Origin of the sequence: Paenibacillus qinlingensis, assembly GCF_031455095.1 — a bacterium.
Lineage (GTDB): Bacteria > Bacillota > Bacilli > Paenibacillales > NBRC-103111 > Paenibacillus_E > Paenibacillus_E qinlingensis_A.
Window position 1 is genome coordinate 26,983 of record NZ_JAVDSB010000028.1, and the last position, 22,330, is coordinate 49,312.

The 22,330-nt window shown below is 45.7% G+C and carries 16 protein-coding genes; 3 read left to right on the forward strand and 13 right to left on the reverse strand.

The window, feature by feature from the left end:
- Nucleotides 1–39 precede the first annotated feature (39 nt).
- The 6 genes from J2736_RS32690 to J2736_RS32715 all read right to left on the reverse strand — a co-directional run bounded on the left by J2736_RS32690 (nt 40) and on the right by J2736_RS32715 (nt 6,946).
- Nucleotides 40–2,193: an MMPL family transporter gene (locus J2736_RS32690; RefSeq protein WP_310502704.1), complete on the reverse strand. Its 2,154-nt coding sequence runs from the start codon at nt 2,191–2,193 to the stop codon at nt 40–42.
- Between the two features lie 9 nt (nt 2,194–2,202).
- Nucleotides 2,203–3,357 (reverse strand): NAD(P)/FAD-dependent oxidoreductase, encoded by a 1,155-nt coding sequence (locus J2736_RS32695; protein ID WP_310502705.1) that lies wholly within the window; start codon nt 3,355–3,357, stop codon nt 2,203–2,205.
- Nucleotides 3,357–4,073: a methyltransferase domain-containing protein gene (locus J2736_RS32700; RefSeq protein WP_310502717.1), complete on the reverse strand. Its 717-nt coding sequence runs from the start codon at nt 4,071–4,073 to the stop codon at nt 3,357–3,359. Before J2736_RS32700 ends, J2736_RS32695 begins: the two co-directional genes overlap by 1 nt.
- A complete protein-coding gene (locus J2736_RS32705; RefSeq protein WP_310502706.1) occupies nt 4,066–5,214 on the reverse strand; it encodes a type III polyketide synthase in 1,149 nt (382 codons plus the stop codon). The genes J2736_RS32700 and J2736_RS32705 overlap by 8 nt, the downstream gene beginning before the upstream one ends.
- Nucleotides 5,215–5,384: 170 nt before the next feature.
- The gene (locus J2736_RS32710) at nt 5,385–5,999 is read right to left on the reverse strand and encodes a PH domain-containing protein (protein ID WP_310502707.1); all 615 of its coding nucleotides are present in this window, start codon (nt 5,997–5,999) and stop codon (nt 5,385–5,387) included.
- 71 nt (nt 6,000–6,070) lie between these two features.
- Entirely contained in the window at nt 6,071–6,946 is an 876-nt protein-coding gene (locus J2736_RS32715) for an AraC family transcriptional regulator (RefSeq protein ID WP_310502708.1), read from the reverse strand.
- 136 nt (nt 6,947–7,082) lie between these two features.
- On the opposite strand from J2736_RS32715, the gene J2736_RS32720 reads away from it, so the two are divergent.
- A complete protein-coding gene (locus J2736_RS32720; RefSeq protein ID WP_310502709.1) occupies nt 7,083–7,865 on the forward strand; it encodes a phytanoyl-CoA dioxygenase family protein in 783 nt (260 codons plus the stop codon).
- 115 nt (nt 7,866–7,980) lie between these two features.
- Here the strand turns inward: J2736_RS32720 and J2736_RS32725 are convergent, their stop codons facing one another.
- Nucleotides 7,981–10,008 carry a beta-galactosidase gene (locus J2736_RS32725; protein WP_310502718.1) on the reverse strand — a complete coding sequence of 676 codons (2,028 nt, stop codon included), beginning with the start codon at nt 10,006–10,008 and terminating at the stop codon, nt 7,981–7,983.
- Between the two features lie 120 nt (nt 10,009–10,128).
- Here J2736_RS32725 and J2736_RS32730 point away from each other — a divergent pair, with 120 nt between their 5' ends.
- Both J2736_RS32730 and J2736_RS32735 read left to right on the forward strand, forming a co-directional pair.
- Nucleotides 10,129–10,950, forward strand: a complete 822-nt coding sequence (locus J2736_RS32730) for an AraC family transcriptional regulator (RefSeq protein WP_310502710.1) — start codon at nt 10,129–10,131, stop codon at nt 10,948–10,950.
- Nucleotides 10,951–10,982: 32 nt separating this feature from the next.
- Nucleotides 10,983–11,156 (forward strand): hypothetical protein, encoded by a 174-nt coding sequence (locus J2736_RS32735; protein WP_310502711.1) that lies wholly within the window; start codon nt 10,983–10,985, stop codon nt 11,154–11,156.
- Between the two features lie 213 nt (nt 11,157–11,369).
- On the opposite strand, the gene J2736_RS32740 is transcribed toward J2736_RS32735, so the two are convergent.
- The 6 genes from J2736_RS32740 to J2736_RS32765 all read right to left on the reverse strand — a co-directional run bounded on the left by J2736_RS32740 (nt 11,370) and on the right by J2736_RS32765 (nt 22,138).
- Nucleotides 11,370–14,429: a glycosyl hydrolase gene (locus J2736_RS32740; RefSeq protein ID WP_310502712.1), complete on the reverse strand. Its 3,060-nt coding sequence runs from the start codon at nt 14,427–14,429 to the stop codon at nt 11,370–11,372.
- A 121-nt stretch (nt 14,430–14,550) separates the two neighbouring features.
- Nucleotides 14,551–16,764: a helix-turn-helix domain-containing protein gene (locus tag J2736_RS32745; protein WP_310502713.1), complete on the reverse strand. Its 2,214-nt coding sequence runs from the start codon at nt 16,762–16,764 to the stop codon at nt 14,551–14,553.
- Between the two features lie 32 nt (nt 16,765–16,796).
- A complete protein-coding gene (locus J2736_RS32750) occupies nt 16,797–16,982 on the reverse strand; it encodes a hypothetical protein (RefSeq protein ID WP_310502714.1) in 186 nt (61 codons plus the stop codon).
- Nucleotides 16,983–18,020 carry an AI-2E family transporter gene (locus tag J2736_RS32755; protein WP_310502715.1) on the reverse strand — a complete coding sequence of 346 codons (1,038 nt, stop codon included), beginning with the start codon at nt 18,018–18,020 and terminating at the stop codon, nt 16,983–16,985.
- A 179-nt stretch (nt 18,021–18,199) separates the two neighbouring features.
- Nucleotides 18,200–20,620 (reverse strand): alpha-L-rhamnosidase-related protein, encoded by a 2,421-nt coding sequence (locus J2736_RS32760; RefSeq protein WP_310502719.1) that lies wholly within the window; start codon nt 20,618–20,620, stop codon nt 18,200–18,202.
- Between the two features lie 6 nt (nt 20,621–20,626).
- Nucleotides 20,627–22,138, reverse strand: a complete 1,512-nt coding sequence (locus J2736_RS32765; protein WP_310502716.1) for a glycoside hydrolase family 28 protein — start codon at nt 22,136–22,138, stop codon at nt 20,627–20,629.
- Nucleotides 22,139–22,330: the final 192 nt, after the last annotated feature.

Consider the following 22,330-nt stretch of genomic DNA (forward strand, 5'->3'; position numbering starts at 1 on the left):
AAATTATATCATACACAGTTCGTTTTGCGGATGGTAGTCTCATCTACTATGATTCTGCGGTCCCCACCAATTCCATTTGCCTAAGATGATCATCAGCGCTGGCACTAGCACTAACCGGATCACCGTTGCATCGATAAATATGGCAGCTGCAATACCCAGTCCAAGCTGTTTCACACCCACAACCTCGCCAAACGCAAACGGCAATGTGACAGCTATCATAATGGCAGCAGCAGAGTTGATGATTTTACTTATCGAAGATAAACCGATAAGCACAGACCGATGATTATCATGAGTCCGCTGATACTCCTCATAGATTCGCGAGACTAAGAATACGCCGTAATCCATTGAAATTCCAAACGCGAGCCCAAAGATAAAGACGGGAATCATAATAGCGATTTTGCTCGGCTCCAAACCGAAATGCCCCTGCTCAAAGAGCCAGGTAAGAATTCCAAAAGAAGCTCCAAGGCTCAACAGGTTCATGATGATCGTTTTTAGAGGAACAAGGATAGAACGGAATGCGATGAATAACACCAAATAATTCGAAACAAGAATGAACAGCAGCACATAGGGTAAATGGTCAAAGATATCATCGAAAATCTCCTGCTGATATTTGGCTTCTCCACCTAGCAGATATGGAAGCGTCCCCGATTTTCCCTCTCTTTCCCAAACCCTCAGCCAGTCCCTCACTTGCTGGGAGGACGGTTCATCCTTTAGTCGCACTTGCATGAGCATCTTGTTCTCATGCACAAAAGCATGAAGAATTGGCTCGTATTTGGCTTTGGTCGTTGCATTGTGAAATAACCCATAGAGTTGATCATAGGGCACTGGCATTCTATTAAAAACCGAATCTACCCTGGCAACGAGCGGCTCTCTCTCTAACTTTTGCATGAGCAAGAAAGCGTGTTTCCACTCACTCTCCGTCAGTTGGGCTGATCTTCCAGTCACAAGAAAGATAACATCTGAGTTCCTTTCACTACTGCCAAAATGCGTTTGATACACCTCGAAAGCGGAGCGGGAAGCATATCCTTCCGGTAAGGATGTCGCATCAGGAATGGCTAATTTCATCTTCGTTAAAGGCAAGAAGCAACATAGAAGGATGCAACCCGCGAGCAAGGTCATTTGAACAGGTTTTCTCATGACAAATCGCGCCATGACAACCCAAAAATTGTTCTTACCTTTTGCCATTGAAAAAGGTCTGCGTTCGGCCTGAATGGCAGGCCACCACAAAGTCAGAAGCGCTGGTACTAAAGTTAACGTCAGGGAGACCGAAACGGCTACTACGATCATTGCACCTAACGCTACGGTCGCAAACATGGGCAATGGAATGAACAATATCCCCATAAGACCTAAACCTACACTAAGCGCAGAGAATAAGACGGCTCTTCCCGCTGTAGTCATTGTGATAAGGATGGCTGTTCCTACATCATTCTGATGTATTTCTTCGCGAAAACGACTAACCATCATCAAGGCAAAATCGATGCTAAGCGCGAGCCCTACCATCGGAATGACATTCAGTACAAAGTTAGATAAATCGATCTTAGTTCCCATTCCATACATCATGCCCATTGTGCTAGTAACGCCAATCCCCCCAACAATAATTGGGATGAAAGCTGACGTCACGCCGCCAAAAGCCAACCAAAGGATAAGGAAGGCCGCTGGAAGGCCTAAGCTTTCCGCTCTTCTTAAATCATGTTGACTCGCTCGATTTACATCCTCTTGCACAACAGACTTCCCTGTCCATGTCACTTTCATGTCTTTGTGCGCAGGCAAGCGCATGTGAAGCTCACGCAAGACAGGTTTCATTTCATGTGGACTTTGCTTAAAATCAAGCAGCGCATAAGCAAAATCCCCCTGAAACATCCCTTCTGTTTCGAGAGGAGATATGATCTGTTGCAAACCTCGCATACCATGTAAGGTTTGCAAATCTTGTTGAATGTATCGCTCAAATTGTCTGGCGTCCAGCTTCTTATTTTTTTCAAATACGACCATAATCGGATTGGCTGGGAGATGAAAATCTGCGGTTAATGTGTCTCGTACTTTGACAAAGGCACCGTCCGAAATTAACCCATGATCCTTCAGTACGGTAGGTAACTTGGGGGCGAAGAACCCGGAATAGAGGAAAAAAATAACCCAGATTAGCAGGATCATCTTAGGATAGCGAAGGGAAATCATGGCAAGTTTGCGCAAAGTCATGTCCCCTTCTCAAAACTCAGATTCGTTAAGCCTAGTCGCTCTAACCAATTTTTCAGCTAAGCGAGGTGTGTATTGGGCTGCAGCAAACATCATGTTAGGGAGATACGGCACACGAAACATTCCTTGCAACAGATGGCCCCATTTCAGGGGTCCCTTGAATTCCCGATGAATAGCATGCGTATACATCTGTTCCCACACCGCTAAGGAAATATCTCCCTTTAGATACCGTGAGGCCAAAGGTGCACATAGCGCTGCTGATCGCAGCGCCATCGACATCCCGTCACCACAAAGCGGCGGTAACATCATGGCCGCATCTCCAAGGCAAGGCATTTCATTCCATGCCATCGGTTTGCTCGTTAGCTTTACAGGCGAAACAGCCACCTGTGTTCCAGGAACTGCTCGTGCAGACGATAGGCGTTCGGACAGCTTACTATGTCTAGCGCTTGCGGCTTCAATCAACCCGAGAATCGATTTCTCCGCATCCGGAAACTTTCCTCGCTCCAGTAAAGCGGCCATATTCACCCGTCCCTCTTCAATTGGCGATAGTCCTAGGTAACCGCCTTCAAAGAAATAGAGTTCAACAACTCCACGCATGTCTATCCCTTCATAATGGGATTTCACGCCTAGATGTGCGCCAGGTATCGCCTTAACAACATCTCGCTGAAGATGCTTGTTCAGTGTGCTTAACCCAATCGCACCGCAAGCAGCAATCACAGCCCGCGCATGATACTCGTGAGCTTCTCCTTGCTGTTTCGTCTCAATCACAAATCCCCGTTCAACAGGCTGTACAGCACTTACCATGGTTTCCGTCTGCACCTGCACGCCTGAGCGCAAAGCGGCCTGGTGAAGAACCGTATCCAGCTGGTATCGGCTTACGCCCCAAGCTGTTCCCGGAAGAGCTATCTGCAGTCGCTTTCCTCGGCTAAGAATCAGGGTTGTCTGCTTGATCTTACTTGGCTTCAGGGCAGCAACTGCTTCACGCAGTCCAAGCTTTTTCATCATTGCAAGGGATTCAGGGGACAGAAACTCTCCGCAAACCTTATGCCTTGGGAATGCTTTGCGATCGAACAATACGGTATTCCAGCCGTGATCAGCTAAGGACTTCGCCATCACACTACCTGCGATACCTGCTCCAATAACGGCAACGTCATAGGTGTGAATCATCAGGCTTGCTCCCTTTTCTCAATCACAACCGCATATCTGAATAAAGGTCTCCAAGAAACCAACATATCTGAGATGCCCAGCGCATTTCGAAGGAACATCCAATCCCTTGCACGGAAACCTTTCGCTACCGACAAAGGCCCATCATTCCGAATATATCGATTACTGGAAATGAGATGTGCTGTAACCCATACGGCTGCCCACGCGATCCAATGCCGATGAATATCATTTATAACGACGCCTAGCCGCGATGCCTTCAATAGACAACCGACCACTTGAGGAAGTTCGTTATTATTAAAATGATGCACAAATTGTGTGCTGGTCGTGATATCGGCTCCATTTTCTGGAAGCTCAAATAAACTGCTTCGCATGACACGTACACGTGGTTCGCTGCGGAAAAGCTCTCGTGCTTCCTCACAAGCTTCCTCGGTGATATCAACTAACGTGATGCTTAGTGCTACCCCATTGTCATCCGCCCAGCGCAAAAGATGCCGATTGATATCTCCAGAGCCAGATCCAACATCCAGAATCGATAACGTCCGGGGTTTGCCTGCTTGTAGCCAGAGGCGCTTAAAACCAAATAAAGTTGGCCCTGCTGCACCAAAAATACGATTAAGCAATCGCAAATGCTGCAGAGCTTGTCGAAGTTCAGGGCCACCTGACGAAAAGTCATCCATTAATTCATGCTGCACAGCCCGTTGTTTGAGTCCTTTAAACATAGGATTCATCTAATTGCTTTTCATCATGGACAGGTATTCCCAAATAAGTAATTTGAATCATTTCACAAGTAAGTCCTGGTCCGAATGCAAGGGATATTCCGCTTGTTGGTCCTGCTCCGCGATTCGCGAGTTCCTGCCTAGTATGATCTAATACAAAAAGAATCGTTGCAGAGGACATATTGCCAAAATTGCGCAATACGGTTCGGCTCGGATGCGTTTCATCGGCAGATAATCCGTAAACTTCCTCTAACGTATCGATAATCCCTTTACCGCCAGGATGAATCGCCCATATCTCCGGTCGAGGACCACCGGCAAGCAGATGCTCTATTTGTTCGGGGATCCATGTCCCAATTAATTTAGGAATATTCGGTGATAAATACAAATCAAAGCCATGATTTCCTACATCCCATTTCATTTCATCCGCACAATCTTGCAAAAGAATCGAATGATCGTTCCCTAGTTGAAAAATGGGTTGCTGCTGATCGTTACCGACACCTACTACACAAGCAGAAGCACCATCTCCGAAAAAGGAAGCACCAAATAAAGCTTCGCGATCACTAGAAGGCTGAATGTGAAGTGTACATAGTTCAACACAGACTACTAGTATTTTGGCTGTTGGCATGTTGGAGGCGATTTGGCGTGACAAACACACAGCTTTCAAACCAGCCGCACATCCTAGGAAATTAAATGGGATTCGATTGACATTAGCGGCTAGTCCCAACTGATGTGTCAACGCAGCATCGAGTCCAGGCAGGAACTGCCCCGTGCAACTTACGGTAATCAGATGCGTAATGTCAGACACGTCTACTTGAGCATCATCCAATGCTCTGTTGGCCGCCTGCAAGGCTAAAGGCACAGACTCGCGCTTGTACGTCGCCATTCGATCAGAAGTCGATGGCGCTTGGTCATTGTTTTGTGAAAAATATCGGCAATTCTCTGCTGTTTCTAGCAGGTTCGGTTCACACGTATATCTGGTTTCTACGCCGCATTGCTTGAAAATTTTTTTCGCCCAGCGCGCGGAGTTAGGATTGTCACGTAAGGCGTCCGTTAATCGGTGAGAAGTATCTGCTTGATCTAGACGGAATTCAGGCACAGTTGTCCCAATCCCAAGAATTGCGATAACCTGATCTTCTTGTTTCATGATCTAATCTCATCCCCTTGGCTCATTCAATTCTTAGCTGGACATGCAGGTCACTTTACACATATCTATTCATGTGCAGCAGCGGATATGAGAAATTTTTCCATGGTAGGCTAAAAAAATACAAACGAAAAAGCCATGCAACAGCATGGCTTTCTTCATCTATGTGTCATTTAGTTATTAATATAACGTTCGAAAATGGCACCGAAATCCTTAACCTTTAACTCCGTGTGTTTCCCTTTCAACCAATTGTAGGTGGATTCATTAATCGCATCGAATTGGGTGACCGGTGAAGTTGTCTGTGTGGAGATGCGACCTGTGGCTTCCTTCGCAACAGCTATGCTTTGCTTGGCGTATTCGAATAACTCCTCGTTATGCGCGACTGTCTCCGAAATTTTTATCAAAGCTTTGTACAAATCTTTGATCTGTTCAATTTGCTTTTTATCTACATCAATGGAGAAGTTTGTGTTACCGATAATGAATTTAATCTCCACATCAAGGTCGATCGTTCCTGCCGTTTCCATATACACTTGGGAGATCGCATGTGTATGGTAGCTAAAACGTTTCAGCACTCGCTTAGAGCTAATCGCACTATCTCCATCTAAATGGATGAGGGCAAGGTTCGTAAAACAATATTCATCCTTCTTGGACTTAATAATGAAGTAAATCTTCTCGCCATCCTCATGCATCACATAATCATCAGAATCGACCTTATCGAAATCCGCTGGGCTAATTACTTTACCAATATCACTTAAGCCTAATGCATCTGCTGCAAATTTCTTGAACACTGCAATCATCCTCTCATTTTGTAGATTAACCCCTATTATACTTTATTGGTAGAAATTAGATAAGTAGGAGATTATTCGCCATCGTACCGCTTCTCCTTTTGGCGAAACTGACCTGGCGGAAGCTTTTTTTCCATTTGAAATGTGCGTGAGAAATAATGAACCGAGGAAAACCCTGTCAATTCAGCTATCTCTTTAATTGGCAACTCGCTGTTAAGTAAGAGATGTGTGGCTTGTCGGATACGTTCTCTACGAATAAAATTAGTAAAATTCTCATGAATCCCTTCTGAAAAAAGGCGTGAGAGATGCCGCTCTGATACACTCAAATAATCGGCAACATCTTTCAGTTGCAGCGTTTGCGAGAGATTGTCGCGAATATAGAGCTTTGCACGTCTCATCAAGACATGCGTGCTTTTATGACGAACGACGGAAGATCTCGTAGTTGTCCCGAATACTGCTGGAAACGATACCAGCAAAGCATAAGCCACAGCATGCACAGCCGCATACGGTAAGCTGCCATGCCCCTCACGAATCAGAAGGGACAACCATAATTGAACCGTTGGCTGAAGATCAGCCTCATACAGGATGACATCACCATGCATAGCAAGCTCGTGATACGCGTCCCGAACCACGTCCTCACTCATGTTCTCATCTAATTCAAATGCAATATATACGATGTTGAGTCCTTGGCCTGTTCGAATTTGGTGCGTAATGCCAGGTTTGGAGCAGAACAGCGTTCTCCGACGCAACGGAAATACGAGATCTCCGTCTGAATATTCACCCTCCCCATCCAAAATATAACAGATTTCGAAAAAGGAATGCTTATGTGGTTGATTATCGTACAGACAGGGATCAACTCCCCAATAATGCACTTTAAAAATAGCTTGCGCACCTTGGATCACTGTTAACGCTTCATTTAACATGGCATATGTTTCTTTATACTGATACATGAACTTCACCTTTTCCAAAATGGCCTTATTGTGCAAAAGAATGTCCTCTATTGAAAAAGATTACATCGACGCGTTCTCCTATAATTATAGATAGATAGTGGTTTAATGAGCAAGCACAAATTGGAGGCATGGTACCATGATACAACCCAAGGATGTTGATTTTTATAAAGAGAATGGGTATTTGTTAGTCAAAGGTGTTTTTAATGAAACGGAAGTCGTAGAGATGCGAGAAGCGGTTGAGAGCATTATTAAGCGTGCTGCACTCGCGAAAGCTGATCGAAATGATGCTTGGCAAGGAGACTATTTACCTGTGGAGGAATTAAAAAAGCTCGTCCTCAAAGGCTTTCATGATGTGCATTATCACGATTCAGCCTTCATGCGAGCTGTTATTCATCCGAATATGGTAGCGGTATTGAGACAAATTATAGGACCGAACGTTCAACTCCATCATTCGAAAATGCTGGTTAAACCGCCTGAGAATGGCGCAGCTTTCCCCATGCATCAAGATTATCCGTATTTCCCGCATGAGAAGCATACGATGCTAGCGGCAAGTGTTCATTTGGATCGCGCAGACGAAGAAAATGGCTGCCTCCGCGTTATACCGGGCTCACACCTCGCAGGGAGTTTGCCGCATATCGGCAGTCATTATCTGAATCATAAGGAATATCCCATTCATCTGGGAACTCCGTGTGAGGCAGAAGCCGGCGATGTCTTGTTCTTTAACTATTTAACGATACATGGCTCATCATCGAATAAAAGCTCAAGAACACGGCGAAATGTGTTGTTCCAATATCGGGAGGCTAGTGATTTTCCGACGACACAGGAGCATTATGACTGGGGCATGGGGTTAATGGTCAGCGGTGAGAATCCTAATTTTACGAAGGTGAAGCCTAACTACAAGATTATTAAAGACGCTTAGCGTTATACCATCATTTTATTTCCAGTAAAAATGAGAAAACACGCAAGATAAGATGATGCCATCTGATGCCATCACCTTATCTTGCGTGTTCACAGTCCGCGCTATTGACCCGAATTTACTTCGCTATAATAAGGACTTGCTTGGCTGCCAGTGTCGCTTCATTTTCAATGAAATCACCGGATAGTAAGTCCGTTCCTTTCAAGTCTCCAAGCGCAATCGTCGAAGATTGATCATTATGGTTTAAAATAAAGACGAAGTCATCGTTATTGTCGTTCGTTCGGATAGAAACTTCTACACCAGGTACTGCTGTGATTGGTGCCATAATTCCTTTATCTTGGCATAAATTCCCCAACAAACCTTGCAAAAATGCTGGATCTGGACTTGTAGCCACATACCAAGCTTGACCCGCTCCGTATGAATTCACCGTAAGTGCAGGCATGCCTTGATAGAAATCTTTGCCATACACCGCTTTCACTTCCGCACCCTCCGCATGAATTAAATCACACAGAATCCCGCATTGGTAGCTGCCCTCAAGCATTCCCCAAGGCTTATTCAACTGGATTTCGTTGCTTTGATCTGGGAATAACGCGTCGATTTCTTCCGCCCAAATCCCGAGTACCTTCCGTAATTCACCCGGATACCCGCCAAGGGTCACACGATCATGCTCGTTGACGATGCCACTAAAGAAGGTAGTAAGAAAAGTTCCTCCAGCATGAACGAATTGTTCCACGCGCTTCGCATATCCCTCTTTTACCATGTAAAGTACAGGTGCAATGACGATATCATAACCCGTGAGATCCGTATCCGTGCCGATCATATCTGCTTGTATATTTTGCTTAAACAAGGCGTCATAGTACTTATGAACTTCATTTACATAATCTAACGCGATGGTCGGTCCGCTCGAGAGTCCAACTGCCCAGCGGTTTTCCCAATCAAAAACGATACCAACACGTGCCTTCACTCTTGCATCAAGCACTTTATCTGATAAGCGCACCAGTTCATGTCCTAGCTCAGCGCACTCACGGAATACACGCGTATGTTCATGTCCGACATGCTCAATCACTGCCCCATGGAACTTCTCACAAGCTCCCGCTGAACGGCGAAGCTGGAAGAACAGAATGGTATCCGCGCCATGAGCAACCGCTTGATAACTCCATAACTTCATGACACCGGGACGTTTTAAAGAGTTGTACTTCTGCCAGTTCTGCTGACTTGGCGTCTGTTCCATTAGCATGAAAGGCTGACCGTTCTTCAAGCCGCGCATGAGATCATGTGTCATGGAAGTCAGACTGACCGGCGTGTCTAGCGCTGGATAGTTATCCCATGAGATTACATCCAAAAAAGGCGCCCATTTGAAATAATCTAATTCTTTGTAAAGACCCATTAAATTCGTGGTAATGGGCACTTCAGAGCAATGTCGTCTGATCGCGTTATACTCTAATTTATAGCAATCTAGTAAACTATCCGACATAAATCTGCGATAGTCGAGTGAAATCGATTGAAAGAAAGAGCGATCACCAGGTGTCTCCTCAGTAAGTGCATTAGGCGGCTCAATTTCTTCCCAGTCGTAGAATGTGTGACCCCAGAATCCTGTATACCACACTTTGTTTAACTGCTCTAATGTTGTATACCGTGCTTGCAGCCATGTGCGAAAAGCAGCGGCGCAGTTATCACAGTAGCAATATCCGCCATATTCATTCGATACGTGCCAAATGAGAACAGCTTCATGATCTTTATATCGCTGGGCTAATTTGTCGGCAATTCGCTCCGAGTAGGTACGATAAGTTGGACTATTCGGACAAGAATTATGTCTCTTACCAAATTTATGTTTACGTCCTTCAAAATCTACACGACAAACATCCGGATATTTCTTAGCCATCCAAGCCGGGTGAGCTCCTGTACTCGTTGCTAAGCATACATAAGTTCCATTCGCATGGAGACGATGAATGATGTCATCCAGCCAAGTAAAATCGTACGTATCTTCATTCGGCTGTGACAGCGCCCACGAGAAAACATTGATCGTCGCGACATCAATTCCTGCAAGGTTAAACATACGTAAATCTTCATCCATGACCTCTTTATCCCATTGTTCGGGATTGTAATCTCCACCGTACCAAATTTTTGGCAGCTTAGCATGTATCACAATTTGCACCTCTTCGTGTAGATTCATATAAGAATAAGTCCATTATATAAAATTCATATTCATGTTAAAATATAATAAAATTACATTCTGATATAAGAAAATGGAACAGGATGATACAGTATGCATACCCGATTTCTCCTAACGCCTAGCACAGCCCAGCCCTACCCTTTATTTATAGAAAGCATTGGACATCACGAAGATCAGGAGAAGCTCAACCGTAAGGATGGCCTCCCTTATTATCAATGGCTGCAGACTTTTTCTGGTGAAGGCGAGTATGAAATGGGCAATAAGAAAGTCATTTTAACCAAAGGCTCTGGTGTCCTCATGCTGCCCGGTGAACCGCACGCTTATTATGCCCTTACGCCTACTTGGTGCACACAGTACGTCACGTTCGGAGGTAATAGTGTTCATACGATCTTAAGCACACTAGATATGCTGGAATCCGCCGTCTTCCGTTGGGACGAGGATGGTCCTCTCAGCCTAGCTCTCACCCATATTTTGAACAAACTTAAGACACAAGCTGATTATTCCGGCTATGATGCATCGGCTGATTTGTACCATTTCTTGATTCAGATTAAAAAGCATGCCCAAACCAATAATCGCACGTCGATTACGAATCAAATGCTTCATTTGCAGCCACTAACGGATTGGTTAGAGGATTACTATCCGAATCCGGATACTGGCATTGAGCAGATGGCCGCAGTCCTTGCGATTACACCACGCCATTTAAATACCTTGTTTCAGCATGCTTTCGGTCTTTCACCTTATGCCTATCTCATTATGATGCGCCTTCGCAAATCCAAAGAGATATTGCTCACTGAACGACATCTCGCCATCAAAGAGATTGCTGTGCGTGTAGGGTTTCGGGATACGAGCCATTTTATTGCGAGTTTTCGCAAACAAATTGGCCTTACGCCGGAGCGATTTAGAGATTTGAATTGAGGAAGTGGACCACGGCTGATTTCTAGAAACAGTTGGCTGCTGAGACTGCAATTATTGACGGCTCAAGTAGGGAATGGCGCCATTACAGACTAGTTTGTTATCTGAGACAGCAATTTTCGACGGCTCAGAGTACGGCTGGTGCTGGTTGGCTGCTGAGACTGCATTTATCGACGGCTCATGAAGGAATTCGCGCCATTACAGACTAGTTTGTTATCTGAGACAGCAATTTTCGACGGCTCAGAGCACAGTTGGTGCTGGTTGGCTGCTGAGACTGCGTTTATCAACGGCTCATGAAGGGAATCGCTTCATTACAGACTAGTTTGTTATCTGAGACAGCAATATTCGACGGCTCAGACGTGGCCGGTGATTACCAAAAAAAACAGATCACAGTCAGATAATATCTGTCTGTGATCTGTTTTTTAAGATGACACTACAATACGCGGCGGAACCGGCAATCCGAACCTGACAAACGTGTATCGGTCTACGTACATGGAGACGCCATGAGGGATTCCTTTATCCGTCCAACCTGGTGTATTCGTGAAACTGGATGGGCCTACTTTGTAAATTTCACCATGGATATGATGATGAGGGCCAAGTAAGTTCCGACAACTATTCGTTAGCTCCATCTCGATGACATTCTCCCCAGCAACCAGCCATTTACTGATGTCAGCTTCATAGGGTTCCCATAAGAAGGTATGCACTTCATGTCCATTCATCCACAGTTTACCTACAGCAGCATGAGGCGGCTCTGGAAAGAACCACTTCGCAGATGCTCCATCTTCCACATTTACAACGATCTGCTGCCGCAATCGAATCGTACCTGCGAAGAAAGGAAGTCCTTGCTGAACAAGTTCGCTCACTTGCACGACCTGAGGAATCCCGGTAAGTACAAAAGGCCCCTCCGTCTGTACCGCATTTCGTTCACCGTACACATACCCCGATTGGGATTCAACACCAAATTCGCCAAGAAGATAGATGCTCTCAATTTCGGTGTCAAAAGTTAATTTATTTCCTTCTGATTCGAATTTCTTCGCATTCTCAATCGCTTGATACGTTTCAGGCGAGTTATAAAAATGTCTTTTCATCCAAATATGATTTTCTCCACTTTGCACCTTTCCGCTAATATCGACCTTGTGAAAAGAAACATCTCGCCAAGTTCCACAACTCTCGGAGGAGACCTTACGGCCATTAACTTCTATGGCAAAAAGCTCTGGGCTTTCCATCACAACATATATCTCCCTGTTATACCCGGTATCCCATCCGACATGAAATGGAAAGTCTAGCTCGATATCAACAGAACGACCAAGCGCTAGTAATTGCTCCTGGATAAGAATCACAGGGAGCAGTTCCGACCACTCGCCATCTTCCACACGTAATCGGCACGTATCCAAGGTAAGGCTGTTTGGTGTGAGGGAGACTACGTCCCAATGGGAACTTAGTATCGTTGTTTCTGAGGATTGTCGCTCCCTCTTTGCCTGTGCGAGTTCAATCATCTCCGATGGTTGTCCGTTCCACGGTACCAATCGCAACATATAGGATTGACCAGCATGCAGCGGCAGCTGAACCCGAATGCCTTCTGCTGTTTCCTCTTGCTCTAGTGATCCAAACTCGTCGCCGCTCGAAAGATCAATCAGGCTCACACAGCCTTTGTGAAGCAGTTCGATATCAACCTGCTCATAGTGTTCCTCGCCTGAATTGACGACATAATACATACGTGATCCTTCAAGTTCCAAGGTTTGCACGTTGACGGTGTCCGCAGCGATCGTAACTCCGCGCTCGTCCTTCATCCGAATGGAAGGTGCACTTACCTTCGTTATGGCGTCAACTATAGCTGCGGATGACCACGTTGGTTTGTTCGCTTGCAAGAGCAACCCCGCAAGCTCACTCTCCAGCACCCCATCAACTTGCTGCGGATAAGGTTCGCATGCAATCAGCTGGCCACCTTGTTGTACGAATTGTTGAAGCAACGTGAAAGTCGTCCGGCTCATCGTCACACTTGGCGGCAGAACCACCACACAATAGGCCGCCTCTCCGATGATGAGCTGGCCGTCTTTCACATGGCCATGTCCCTCCATGATGGTTTCGCTGCCATAATCATGCTCTATAAAAGATTGGCACATCCAGCGCGACAGCTGAGCGAACGCCGCGTGGAACCGCGGAATGTCGGAGCGATCCTCGCCGCGCTGCAAGGTCCACGCACTGCGAATCGGGTGCAAGAGCAGCACCTCGACTTGTCTTGTCCCTTCGGACAACAGCATCGACAATCTGGCGAAATAATCATTGAAGCCCTTATAGTCATCCCACCATGGCTGTTGGACAAACAAGGAAGGTGGATAATCCCGCTTCCGCAGGCCTTTCAAGCTATAGCTTTGCAAATGTTGGCATATCATTGTAATGCCATGGACGAACTGCCACTCACCAATTCGCTTCAAATCCGCGAAGCTAATATCCCAACCCGAACAGCCAAAGCTTTCGGTAATTGTTTGCTTTTTCCCAAGTTGATGAGCAACAGATCCGACCTGCTTCGGGACAATCGGTTCATCTCCAATGAAACGGCCGAGCCAGTCACACCCGGGCATATGCAAATGTTCATAAAACGCCATGGGATCCCCAGTGGAGGTTACCTGAATCATTAGCGCTTGTTCATCAACCACATGTCCAGTAAATGACCATCCTTTACTTTGGCACCAGTCACCGATTTGCTTCGCATACGCCTTCGTGAACATCGTTGTTACACATGCCCAGTAATCGTATCTGGCTTTCGCAGAGTCGTCTAATTGCAGGAATAATGCTGGCAATACTTCCTTCAACACATAACCATTCGCGGCTTGAAAAGCCTCTTCTAATTCAAAAGACCACGGTAATTGACCACGAGCAAACTGAGGCTCATCGGTAAAAAAGCCCTTAATTACATCGCCGAACTCCTCCCCGAAGCGCTCCCAATAGACCTCATAAGTGGACTCAATAAACGCTCGAACCGCCGTCATACTGAGTGCATCAATATAGAAGGGATTGACCTCATAGTAGATTCGGAGCTGTGCCTTCGCTTCATCAGCCTGTCCTAGCAGCTTATATCCGTTCTCCACCTGCTCGTAATAGGCAATGGTATGCCCCGCAGGATTTTGAAAAGGAACCTGTTCAACCATCAGCTTCTTTTGCTGAAAAGCCACCCCTTTGGCAGGCACTTGCCCGTCTGCGAACCCGCTTGGCCACCCATTTTCATCATACAGCCATGGCGACATGCCTAATTCTTTGCCTTTTACAAGACAAGCACGAATCGCATCCATCCACTCCTCCCCCATATATGGGGTTTGAAGTCCGCCTCTCGCATGCATGAAAAAGCCGCCAATCCCCGCTTTATGCATCTCTTCAATTTGCCGTTCTAATTCTGCGATCTCTAATTTATCATTCCATGACCAAAAGGGAATCGTCCGGTAATCATTGGGTGGATGATGCAATTTTTCCCATATATTTAACATAAAAACCTCCGAAAGTAGTTGTAGGTGAAAGGCAACATGGCATCACTTTTCACTCACTTTACCTACTTCGGAGGTTCTCTTCAATCTACAATTCTTTGCCCAATTAACATGCGTGGCGATCCTATTGATGAACCTTCCGATAATCTCCCGGCGTTGTACCAATCATTTTTTTAAAAGCACGAATGAAAGACATCTGATGTAAGTACCCTACACGTTCTGAAATTTCCTGAATAGGCAGCGGAGTCGTTCTTAGCAATTCCTTGGCATGCTCCATCCGGATTTGGCACAGATAGACGACGAACTTCTCACCGAAATCTTCTTTAAAAATCGTACTTAAGCTGGAAGAATTCATATTGAATTGTTCACTTAGGCTCGATAAAGAAAGATCCGGATCACTGAAATTGGCTTCTATGTACTCTTTTACCTTTTGTACTACACCGTGATTGCCCTTGCTGACACGAATGTCTTCCATTTGCTGTGCGCAGGACGAAATCGTTTTTAAATAAAAAGTTTCAAGCTCATCCAACGTTTCAAGTGTCTCCATATTTTCATCCCATGGTGTACGGAATTCCCTATTCCAAAGTTCTTGATACTCCGGAGGCAGCTCCATCATTTCCCGATAAAAATAGTAGTTCATATAACTGAGAATACCGCTGATCTCTTCTTTTGGAAGCAAAAGCCGACGCAAACCCTCAAACAGCAATTTCAGCTGCTCCTGCCACCCATCGTTACCAACACGGAAAGCTTGTGCAATCGTCCGTACATACTGCAGGTAGACGTATAGATCATCATGCGATAACAGCTCGATTTCCCAATGACCGATCACCCGATTGCTGCCAAGCGCAGACTTATAGTCCAGCGCCCTTGCCGCCGCTTCATACGACTGGTCAATTGCGTGTACATTGTCCACCGTTGATCCTAAGCCAAATGTCACCGTCAACTTCAAATTATCCTGCATCCATTGACGCACTTGATCGGTCAGCGCTAGCATCACAGATTCCATGCGCACCTCATGCTGCTCATCCAGCACAATCATACACAACCGGTGGTTGGTGACCCATTCCTGCCAAATGCGCAAACCACGAGCTTCCGCCGTCTCTTCCACGACTTTTTTCAAAATATATTTAAATAGACCCTGATCTTCACGCGAGTGTTGACTTAGAAACTCGATATATTTGTCAATCTCAACAACACTTACGGCAGCGCTGCCCAACTCTTTCATCCCGAGCTCTGACAATTCATGGATCCATTCGGACTGATCCAGCGGACGGCTGCCATCCACGATTTCATGAAAAAGCTGAACACGTCGATACTTTTGATTAACGAGGCTTTGATTTTGATACTCTTGACTCACCTCAATGATACTGCTGAGCGTGTAATCAATATAACTTAGCTCATCAACCGTAGGTCCTTGAATCGGACGCTCTTTGTGCACTTGATTGTATTTCTCAATACGAGACATGATCGTTTCGATTGGCTTATAGTTTTTGCGCGTAATATATACAATCCAACCGATGGCTAACAGCAGACCTAAGAACCCGACAATAAACCAACCACTCTTCATATAGTTGAAAATATTGCCCAGCTCCTGCTTTTTGAGAGAGCTTGTATACGTCCAGCCAGTGTAGTTGGATACGACAGTAATGTCGTCTTCGTTCGGATTTTTGCCTTCTTGCTGAAAAATCTTCTGACCTTCACTGTCTCTGAGGGCAATCTGATTCACTTCTGAAATACCGTATTTACTCAAAAATTCTTGAATCCCGTTAACTTTCACATTCACGACCATCATCGCGATCCCTTTACTTTGCAAAGGAATGCTTTTGGCCAATGAGATGACCGTACCTTCTATATTGCCGTCTTTCGTCAATCTGTAAGCGCGTGGCAAGCTCCAGCTATCCAATTCAGGATGATTTATGTGACTTTCTATAAATGATTTATCTCCAAATAGCTCAACGTTCAGCTTCGTTTTATCACTTATCACCGTGCTATCCCCAGCTCGATACAAGTAGACAGAATCAATCCACGGATTGGTAGAGGTTAGGCTCTGCAGCAACCGGGAAAGCTCGATGAAAAAAATCGTATCATTTTGCATGCCAGCGAAGGTCGTTATGTTCACATTGCGAGTTATCGTTTCCAGCATCATCGTTTCAATCGAGTTCAATGACATATCGATGCTGCTCTGAATATTTTGCACATACACGCCACTAGATTTCAGCGCTTCTTTGCGAGACAAATCGTTAAGCTGAACGACCCCAATAAATACGAATAAACATACGATAAGAATAAGCACAGGCACATAGGAAAGTAGCAAGCGATGGAACCAATTTCTTCTCAAGTTGGGCTCTCTCCTTCATGATAAGAGGGTGTTTATCTTACCATTCTATCCTTGATGTGATGAAGGAGCAATATACAACCTTTCGCGGAGTTAACATAGCCCGGCAGTACGAGAAATTCAAACGCATTCCTCCCCGCTTGCAACGGATAGCCAACATGATCCCCCAGTAAAAGCAAAGAACCAGCGAACCCTCTACTGACGGTTTGCTGGTTCTTCATCTACGATCGACTCACGTCTTTCCCTGTATCTACATCAATAATATCGAGCAAGAAAATAAAGATTGGAATCCCCACAATTAAGCCCCACGTCCCCAGATAATGTTCGGAAAAAATGAGGACAATGAATGTGTAGAACATTGGAAGGTTCATTTTGGATGACATCAGTTTGGGATTTAAGAAATACCCTTCCAGGAAGTGCAGCACCATAATCATGGCGATCACATAGATCACCATCCAATACCCGCCAATATTGTAACCTATGATAGTTAAGGGTAGCAAAGAAATAAGAAAGCCTGCAACAGGAATTAAACTTAATAGCATAATCATTATGGCTAGCGCAAACAGATATGGAAAACCAAGGACCCACAGTCCAATCACGGTAAATATCGTATTAAACAGGGCAATAAGGAGTTGTGCCTCAATCACTTTTCCAAAAGATAAGATGAACTTATTACCGAAATATTTCAATTCTACATAGAACCAAGCAATTTTACTTTCACTCAACCGGGAAGTAAAAGCAACAATTCGCTTCTTTTCAAGACTAAAGAAAAAGCTCAAAATCGTTGCCAAAATAAACGTGGTGCCCCAATTGCTGATGCGAAGGATATATTCAATGCCATGTTTCATATAGTTTTGCAAATTTAAATCTTTTAACGTTTTATACATAAAGCGCGAGACTTCATCATCAGGTACGGGTGAATTCGTCATTCTGACTAAAACTTCTTTTAATTGCAAGATTTGTTCAAACACCTTAGGCATGTAGTTGACGATGGATACGACAATGACAGTCAGCATGACCAGATATAAGAAGATGAGAATGACTTTACTATTTATGGGGATGTATCTGCTTAGCTTTAGGGTTACCAAATTTAGAATACTGTTCATCAGAAAAGCCATTAAAAAAGTTAAGAGAACTAGATTGAGCATGTCTCTGATAACGAATAAGATAAGGCCAATCAGAATGAGAATCGAAAACCGCCGTACTGTTCCATTCATAAAGAAATTCTTAATATACGCCATGATGATAAATGTCTCCATTCCAATGAACAAACTTGAACTGTCTCTCCTTTTCTAGTGTACAGAAATAACGTTCTTATAGCAATTCACACACAAGACTAGCATAAAAAAAGCGTCTGAAATCGACTTCGAAATGAGAAAACGGAACCTACTACACCTCGGTGCAATGGCTCCGTTTCATCTATTTTGACCCCGTTCGTTTAATTCTCGCTCCTGAAATTAAATTCATTCTTCCCCTCACTCAAGGGATAACTTTCATTGTTCCAAACAAGTGTACCTGGTAAACCATCCGGCAGTGCAACCTCAATAAGCCAATCATGGTCACTACGCACCACTTTTGCTCCAATAAAGCCATTCTGGTGTGGGATTTCACCACACAGTGATGTTAACGAGCCTGGCTGCGGACGAATAACGACGGAGGCGAACTCCATCGACGCCGGGCGAATGCCAAGCAAGTTCGTGTACAGATGGTAGATCGGATGAGCGCCCCATGCATGACAGTCTGAACGCGTCGTATCGAGGAATATTTCCGGCGTCGTCTTCAGCCCATTCGCCTCCATGCCAAACCATGGCTCGAGTCGACCCAGTAGCGCGTCAATCTGATGGGTAGACGCTAACGCTTCGAATGTATAATGGTCAAAATAGATGCTGGTGCGCATCAAGTCGACATCCGTTTTCAGCATTTCAGGTACTGCGCGCTGGCTGATCTGAGGTGAAATCGACTCGCACAATAAGGAGAGCACTTGAGGATGCTCCGAATAGTACTGATGACCAGTATCATCAGCAAACAGCTCTCTCTCCTCATTCCAGAACAGCTGCTCGACCACGCTCGCCAGCTCCTGAGCCAGCCGTTGTGCACGCGATGCCATCTCGACCTCGCCAAGGTAAGCTTCCAACTTCGCGACTAGCTCCAACGTATGGATCATCTGCAGATTGTACGCTGCATTTAATCGGTCCGCTGCATGCGGCGGCACGCCCTGACTCCATGCATCGGAAGGCGCGGTCTGCCAATCCATGAAGTTCCATGAGATTGGCAACTTAATAGCCCCATTCGGTGAACGATGCAGCAATAGCCGATCCAACTCGTCACGGACACTGCTCATCATGACGCGAACCCACTCCTTGTCTCCTCTCCAAAGGGCATAATCGTAGACCATCGCTACCCACCACAAGGAGAAGGAGGAAATATGTTTGCCGCCTTGGTCTGGATACGCACAATTCACAAGACCAAGATGATTGTTGCGCGAAGCTCGGAACATATCCAGCGCTTTACGCGGTAATCGATCATCGAGCGTGCTCACGTAAGTAACGAGTGATTGGATGCGAGTATCCCCCACATACATCAGCTGCTCCCAATAAGGGCAGTCCATGTACGTTTCGTGCGCACACATTTGCAGCGTTCTGAAGGCTGGGGTTACGATTTGATTGACGCGTTCATCACTGCTATGAATCGAACCTTCCATTTCCAAGGGATATCTCGTTTCCAACAGTCTGAACGCATCAAGGTTTAGTGGCTCGCTATCCGTTTCCACAACCAGCTCAGCATATCGTCCCGCATGCCACCAGAGGGTATCGAACTTGCGGTGAACTCCGCCATCTGGACGAAACGTTTCGCCGATACCTTTGAACCATTTGCCCTCAATCTCGTTCCGATTCGTCTTGCGTCCACCTTGCACTTCGTCATATAAGGATTCCTCCCAATGAAGTCGAATGATGGAACCTTTCCCGCCCGATACAACAAGCTCAGGATAGAAACAATAGTAATTACCTAAATCGATAATGACACGTCTTTGGGTAAAAGCTGGAATGGACATCGGTTTTCCGGAAATTAGATCGTGCCAACTGTCATGCTCATCTAGGAGATCGCGACTTGCGTCAATCGGTTGACTCTCTGAATCGAGGATGCCAGCCTGCTCCACAAAGCGAACAGCTTGCGGCGTAAACCGAACCTCTTGCATCGCAGGCAAGGTAGCAGGGCTCATCAGACGCTGCACCGATGTAAAATGATAATTATCTGTCCTGTGGTAGACTTTCTCCGTCACTTGTACCGGATGCCAACCGTCGCCTCCCCCAGCAAGGGCATCCCAATCAAAAGCAGCGCCATCAATAACCAGCTTAGCGCCGGTACCGATGCCTGAATGCGTCGGTATGAACCGATAACCGGGCATTGGCTTCGCTTCCCACTGCGCAACGCCGGTCCCCATCAATGGGGCCAGCGTTTCATCATCTGGGCTTAGCAGAAAGCCTGGCTGAACGCTAACCTGCGCCCATGGCTTATGCTTGCCAATCGCCCAACAGCGGGCAATCCATTGATGTTCTCCTGCCGGAAGCTCGACCTCATAGGTTTCATAAAACCAATTGGTGCGATCTCCACGTTCGCTGCCTCGGCCAATCCTTATTTGATTCAGATACAGCTCATATCTTTCGTCGCCAGATACGTGAACCCTTAATCGACGAGCTTCACTAAGCGTGAACTTGCAACGATAAACAGTGACATGTGGCGGTTTAACAGCCTCTGCGCAAGTCACCCAACGACTCGGCCAACCTGTCGCCTGCTCCCAGGGTTTTTGTGATTGATTTCGTGCGATTTGTTCGCTATAGGGTAAGTCCGTAAGAAGCACGCGCAATTAGAGCACCTCATTCATGGAGCGAATTTCATTTAAACTGTATCGCGCTAGGTTGCGAATATTCATCTCTTCTAAGGAGGCAGCCGGCTTCGTACTGCCATTCATATAAATCTGCTCGAAGGTCACATTTTCAATGAGGAACGAGTCTGTTCCACGCAGCATAGAGGGAAGTCGACCTTGATCGCGCACGTTTATATTTTTCAAAATAACATGATTGACTGGGCCTATTCCTCTTCCACTATCTTCGATTTCCAGATGCAGCCAAAAGGGTCCATTTCTGTGGTGAATCACTTGTTCGATATCGATATTCTCAAAGGTGATATACTCCGCAGGAAACGTACCAAATCGATGATGAATCGCAATAGCACGGCTAGCTTGGTAGACGTATCCATTTTTAAAGACAACATGCCGCTGCGCTTGCTCGACACCCATCCCTACCTTAAATGCCGCACAGCACGTCCATGCTACACAATCATCGAACACCACATCCTCAAGTACTTGAGGCGTTCCAGGCCAATTTTTCGCAATATCTGTCGCTTCATTCCATGTTTTGGTTGAGAACGGGTCGTCCTCCGAAATCGCAATCGTATGTATAACTCGCACGTGCTGGGACTCTACGATATCAATAGCGTCATCCTCATAGTCAACCAGCGATTGGAAGCCCTTGTAGTTGGCAATTTTGACATGATTGGAGCGAGTCGGAATGAGCGCCCAAAGCCCTGCATCACGGCCAATAATACCGTCAATCGTAAAGTTGGATGTAGCGATGGGCACGATTAAATTGCTAACAAAGTTTTGATTCGCTCTCAACCAAGAGCCATTCCCATCTATCGTCCCTCTGCCAGTAATCGCAATATGAGTGGAGTTGGGCTCTGTTTGAATAAGCCAAGTCCCGTCGTAATTGAGGGAATCCTTATGAAAATCGACGGTGTAATCCTCCTTCTGATCAGTTGCTCGAAGGACGGCTCCCCCTTGCAGATACAGGGTTACGTGGCTTTTCAACGTTAGATTACCGATGAGGTATACACCTTCGGGCACATAAACAATACCACCGCCAGCTGAACTTGCGGAATTAATCGCTTCTTGAATCGCATGAGTAGCCAACGACTTACCTGTGCAGTCTGCATTATAATCCGTGACCACATGATAAATACCGTTGCCAGATGCAGGCGGAACGTTCACCTCTAAAGGATCAGCGATGAGGACGAGCTCTTTCAAATTGTTGATTTTCACAATAAGATAACGTGACTCTGCCATGTTGAAGGTTAGTGTATTCCCCTCTGCCGTTCCTTGCATCTCAAACGCTAACGGACTTATTGAATACGTATCGATCGGCTCGCACACCGTAATGGTTATGGTCGTCTCGCCGGAAAAAGAAAAATGAGCATAATCATAATCACGATCCGTCAGAAAGGAGATCACCGGTACTCCGATTTGATCAGCTTTGACTGAATAATACGTTGATTCCGAGTAAATGGACGGTACAGAATAGGTCTCAATTGTTGCTGGCATACTTATCCTCCTATGATGCTTCTTATCTAATAGGTTTACCTTACCGACTTCGATCTCCCTCAGCAATCTACATTTCTTTGCAGGGTTAACATGCCTGCAATCGAGTAGGAGGGGACGGCTAGTCCCCGACCTCTCACACCACCGTACGTACCGTTCGGTATACGGCGGTTCATGAAATATTCCGTAATGAGT

Coding starts and splice junctions, on each gene's coding strand:
- J2736_RS32730 (WP_310502710.1), top strand. CDS start 10,129: ATGCATACCCGATTTCTCCTAACGCCTAGCACAGCCCAGCCCTACCCT.
- J2736_RS32705 (WP_310502706.1), bottom strand. CDS start 5,214: ATGAAACAAGAAGATCAGGTTATCGCAATTCTTGGGATTGGGACAACT.
- J2736_RS32720 (WP_310502709.1), top strand. CDS start 7,083: ATGATACAACCCAAGGATGTTGATTTTTATAAAGAGAATGGGTATTTG.
- J2736_RS32750 (WP_310502714.1), bottom strand. CDS start 16,982: ATGAAGAACCAGCAAACCGTCAGTAGAGGGTTCGCTGGTTCTTTGCTT.
- J2736_RS32690 (WP_310502704.1), bottom strand. CDS start 2,193: ATGACTTTGCGCAAACTTGCCATGATTTCCCTTCGCTATCCTAAGATG.
- J2736_RS32695 (WP_310502705.1), bottom strand. CDS start 3,357: ATGATTCACACCTATGACGTTGCCGTTATTGGAGCAGGTATCGCAGGT.
- J2736_RS32765 (WP_310502716.1), bottom strand. CDS start 22,138: ATGCCAGCAACAATTGAGACCTATTCTGTACCGTCCATTTACTCGGAA.
- J2736_RS32755 (WP_310502715.1), bottom strand. CDS start 18,020: ATGGAGACATTTATCATCATGGCGTATATTAAGAATTTCTTTATGAAT.
- J2736_RS32700 (WP_310502717.1), bottom strand. CDS start 4,073: ATGTTTAAAGGACTCAAACAACGGGCTGTGCAGCATGAATTAATGGAT.
- J2736_RS32715 (WP_310502708.1), bottom strand. CDS start 6,946: ATGTATCAGTATAAAGAAACATATGCCATGTTAAATGAAGCGTTAACA.
- J2736_RS32740 (WP_310502712.1), bottom strand. CDS start 14,429: ATGTTAAATATATGGGAAAAATTGCATCATCCACCCAATGATTACCGG.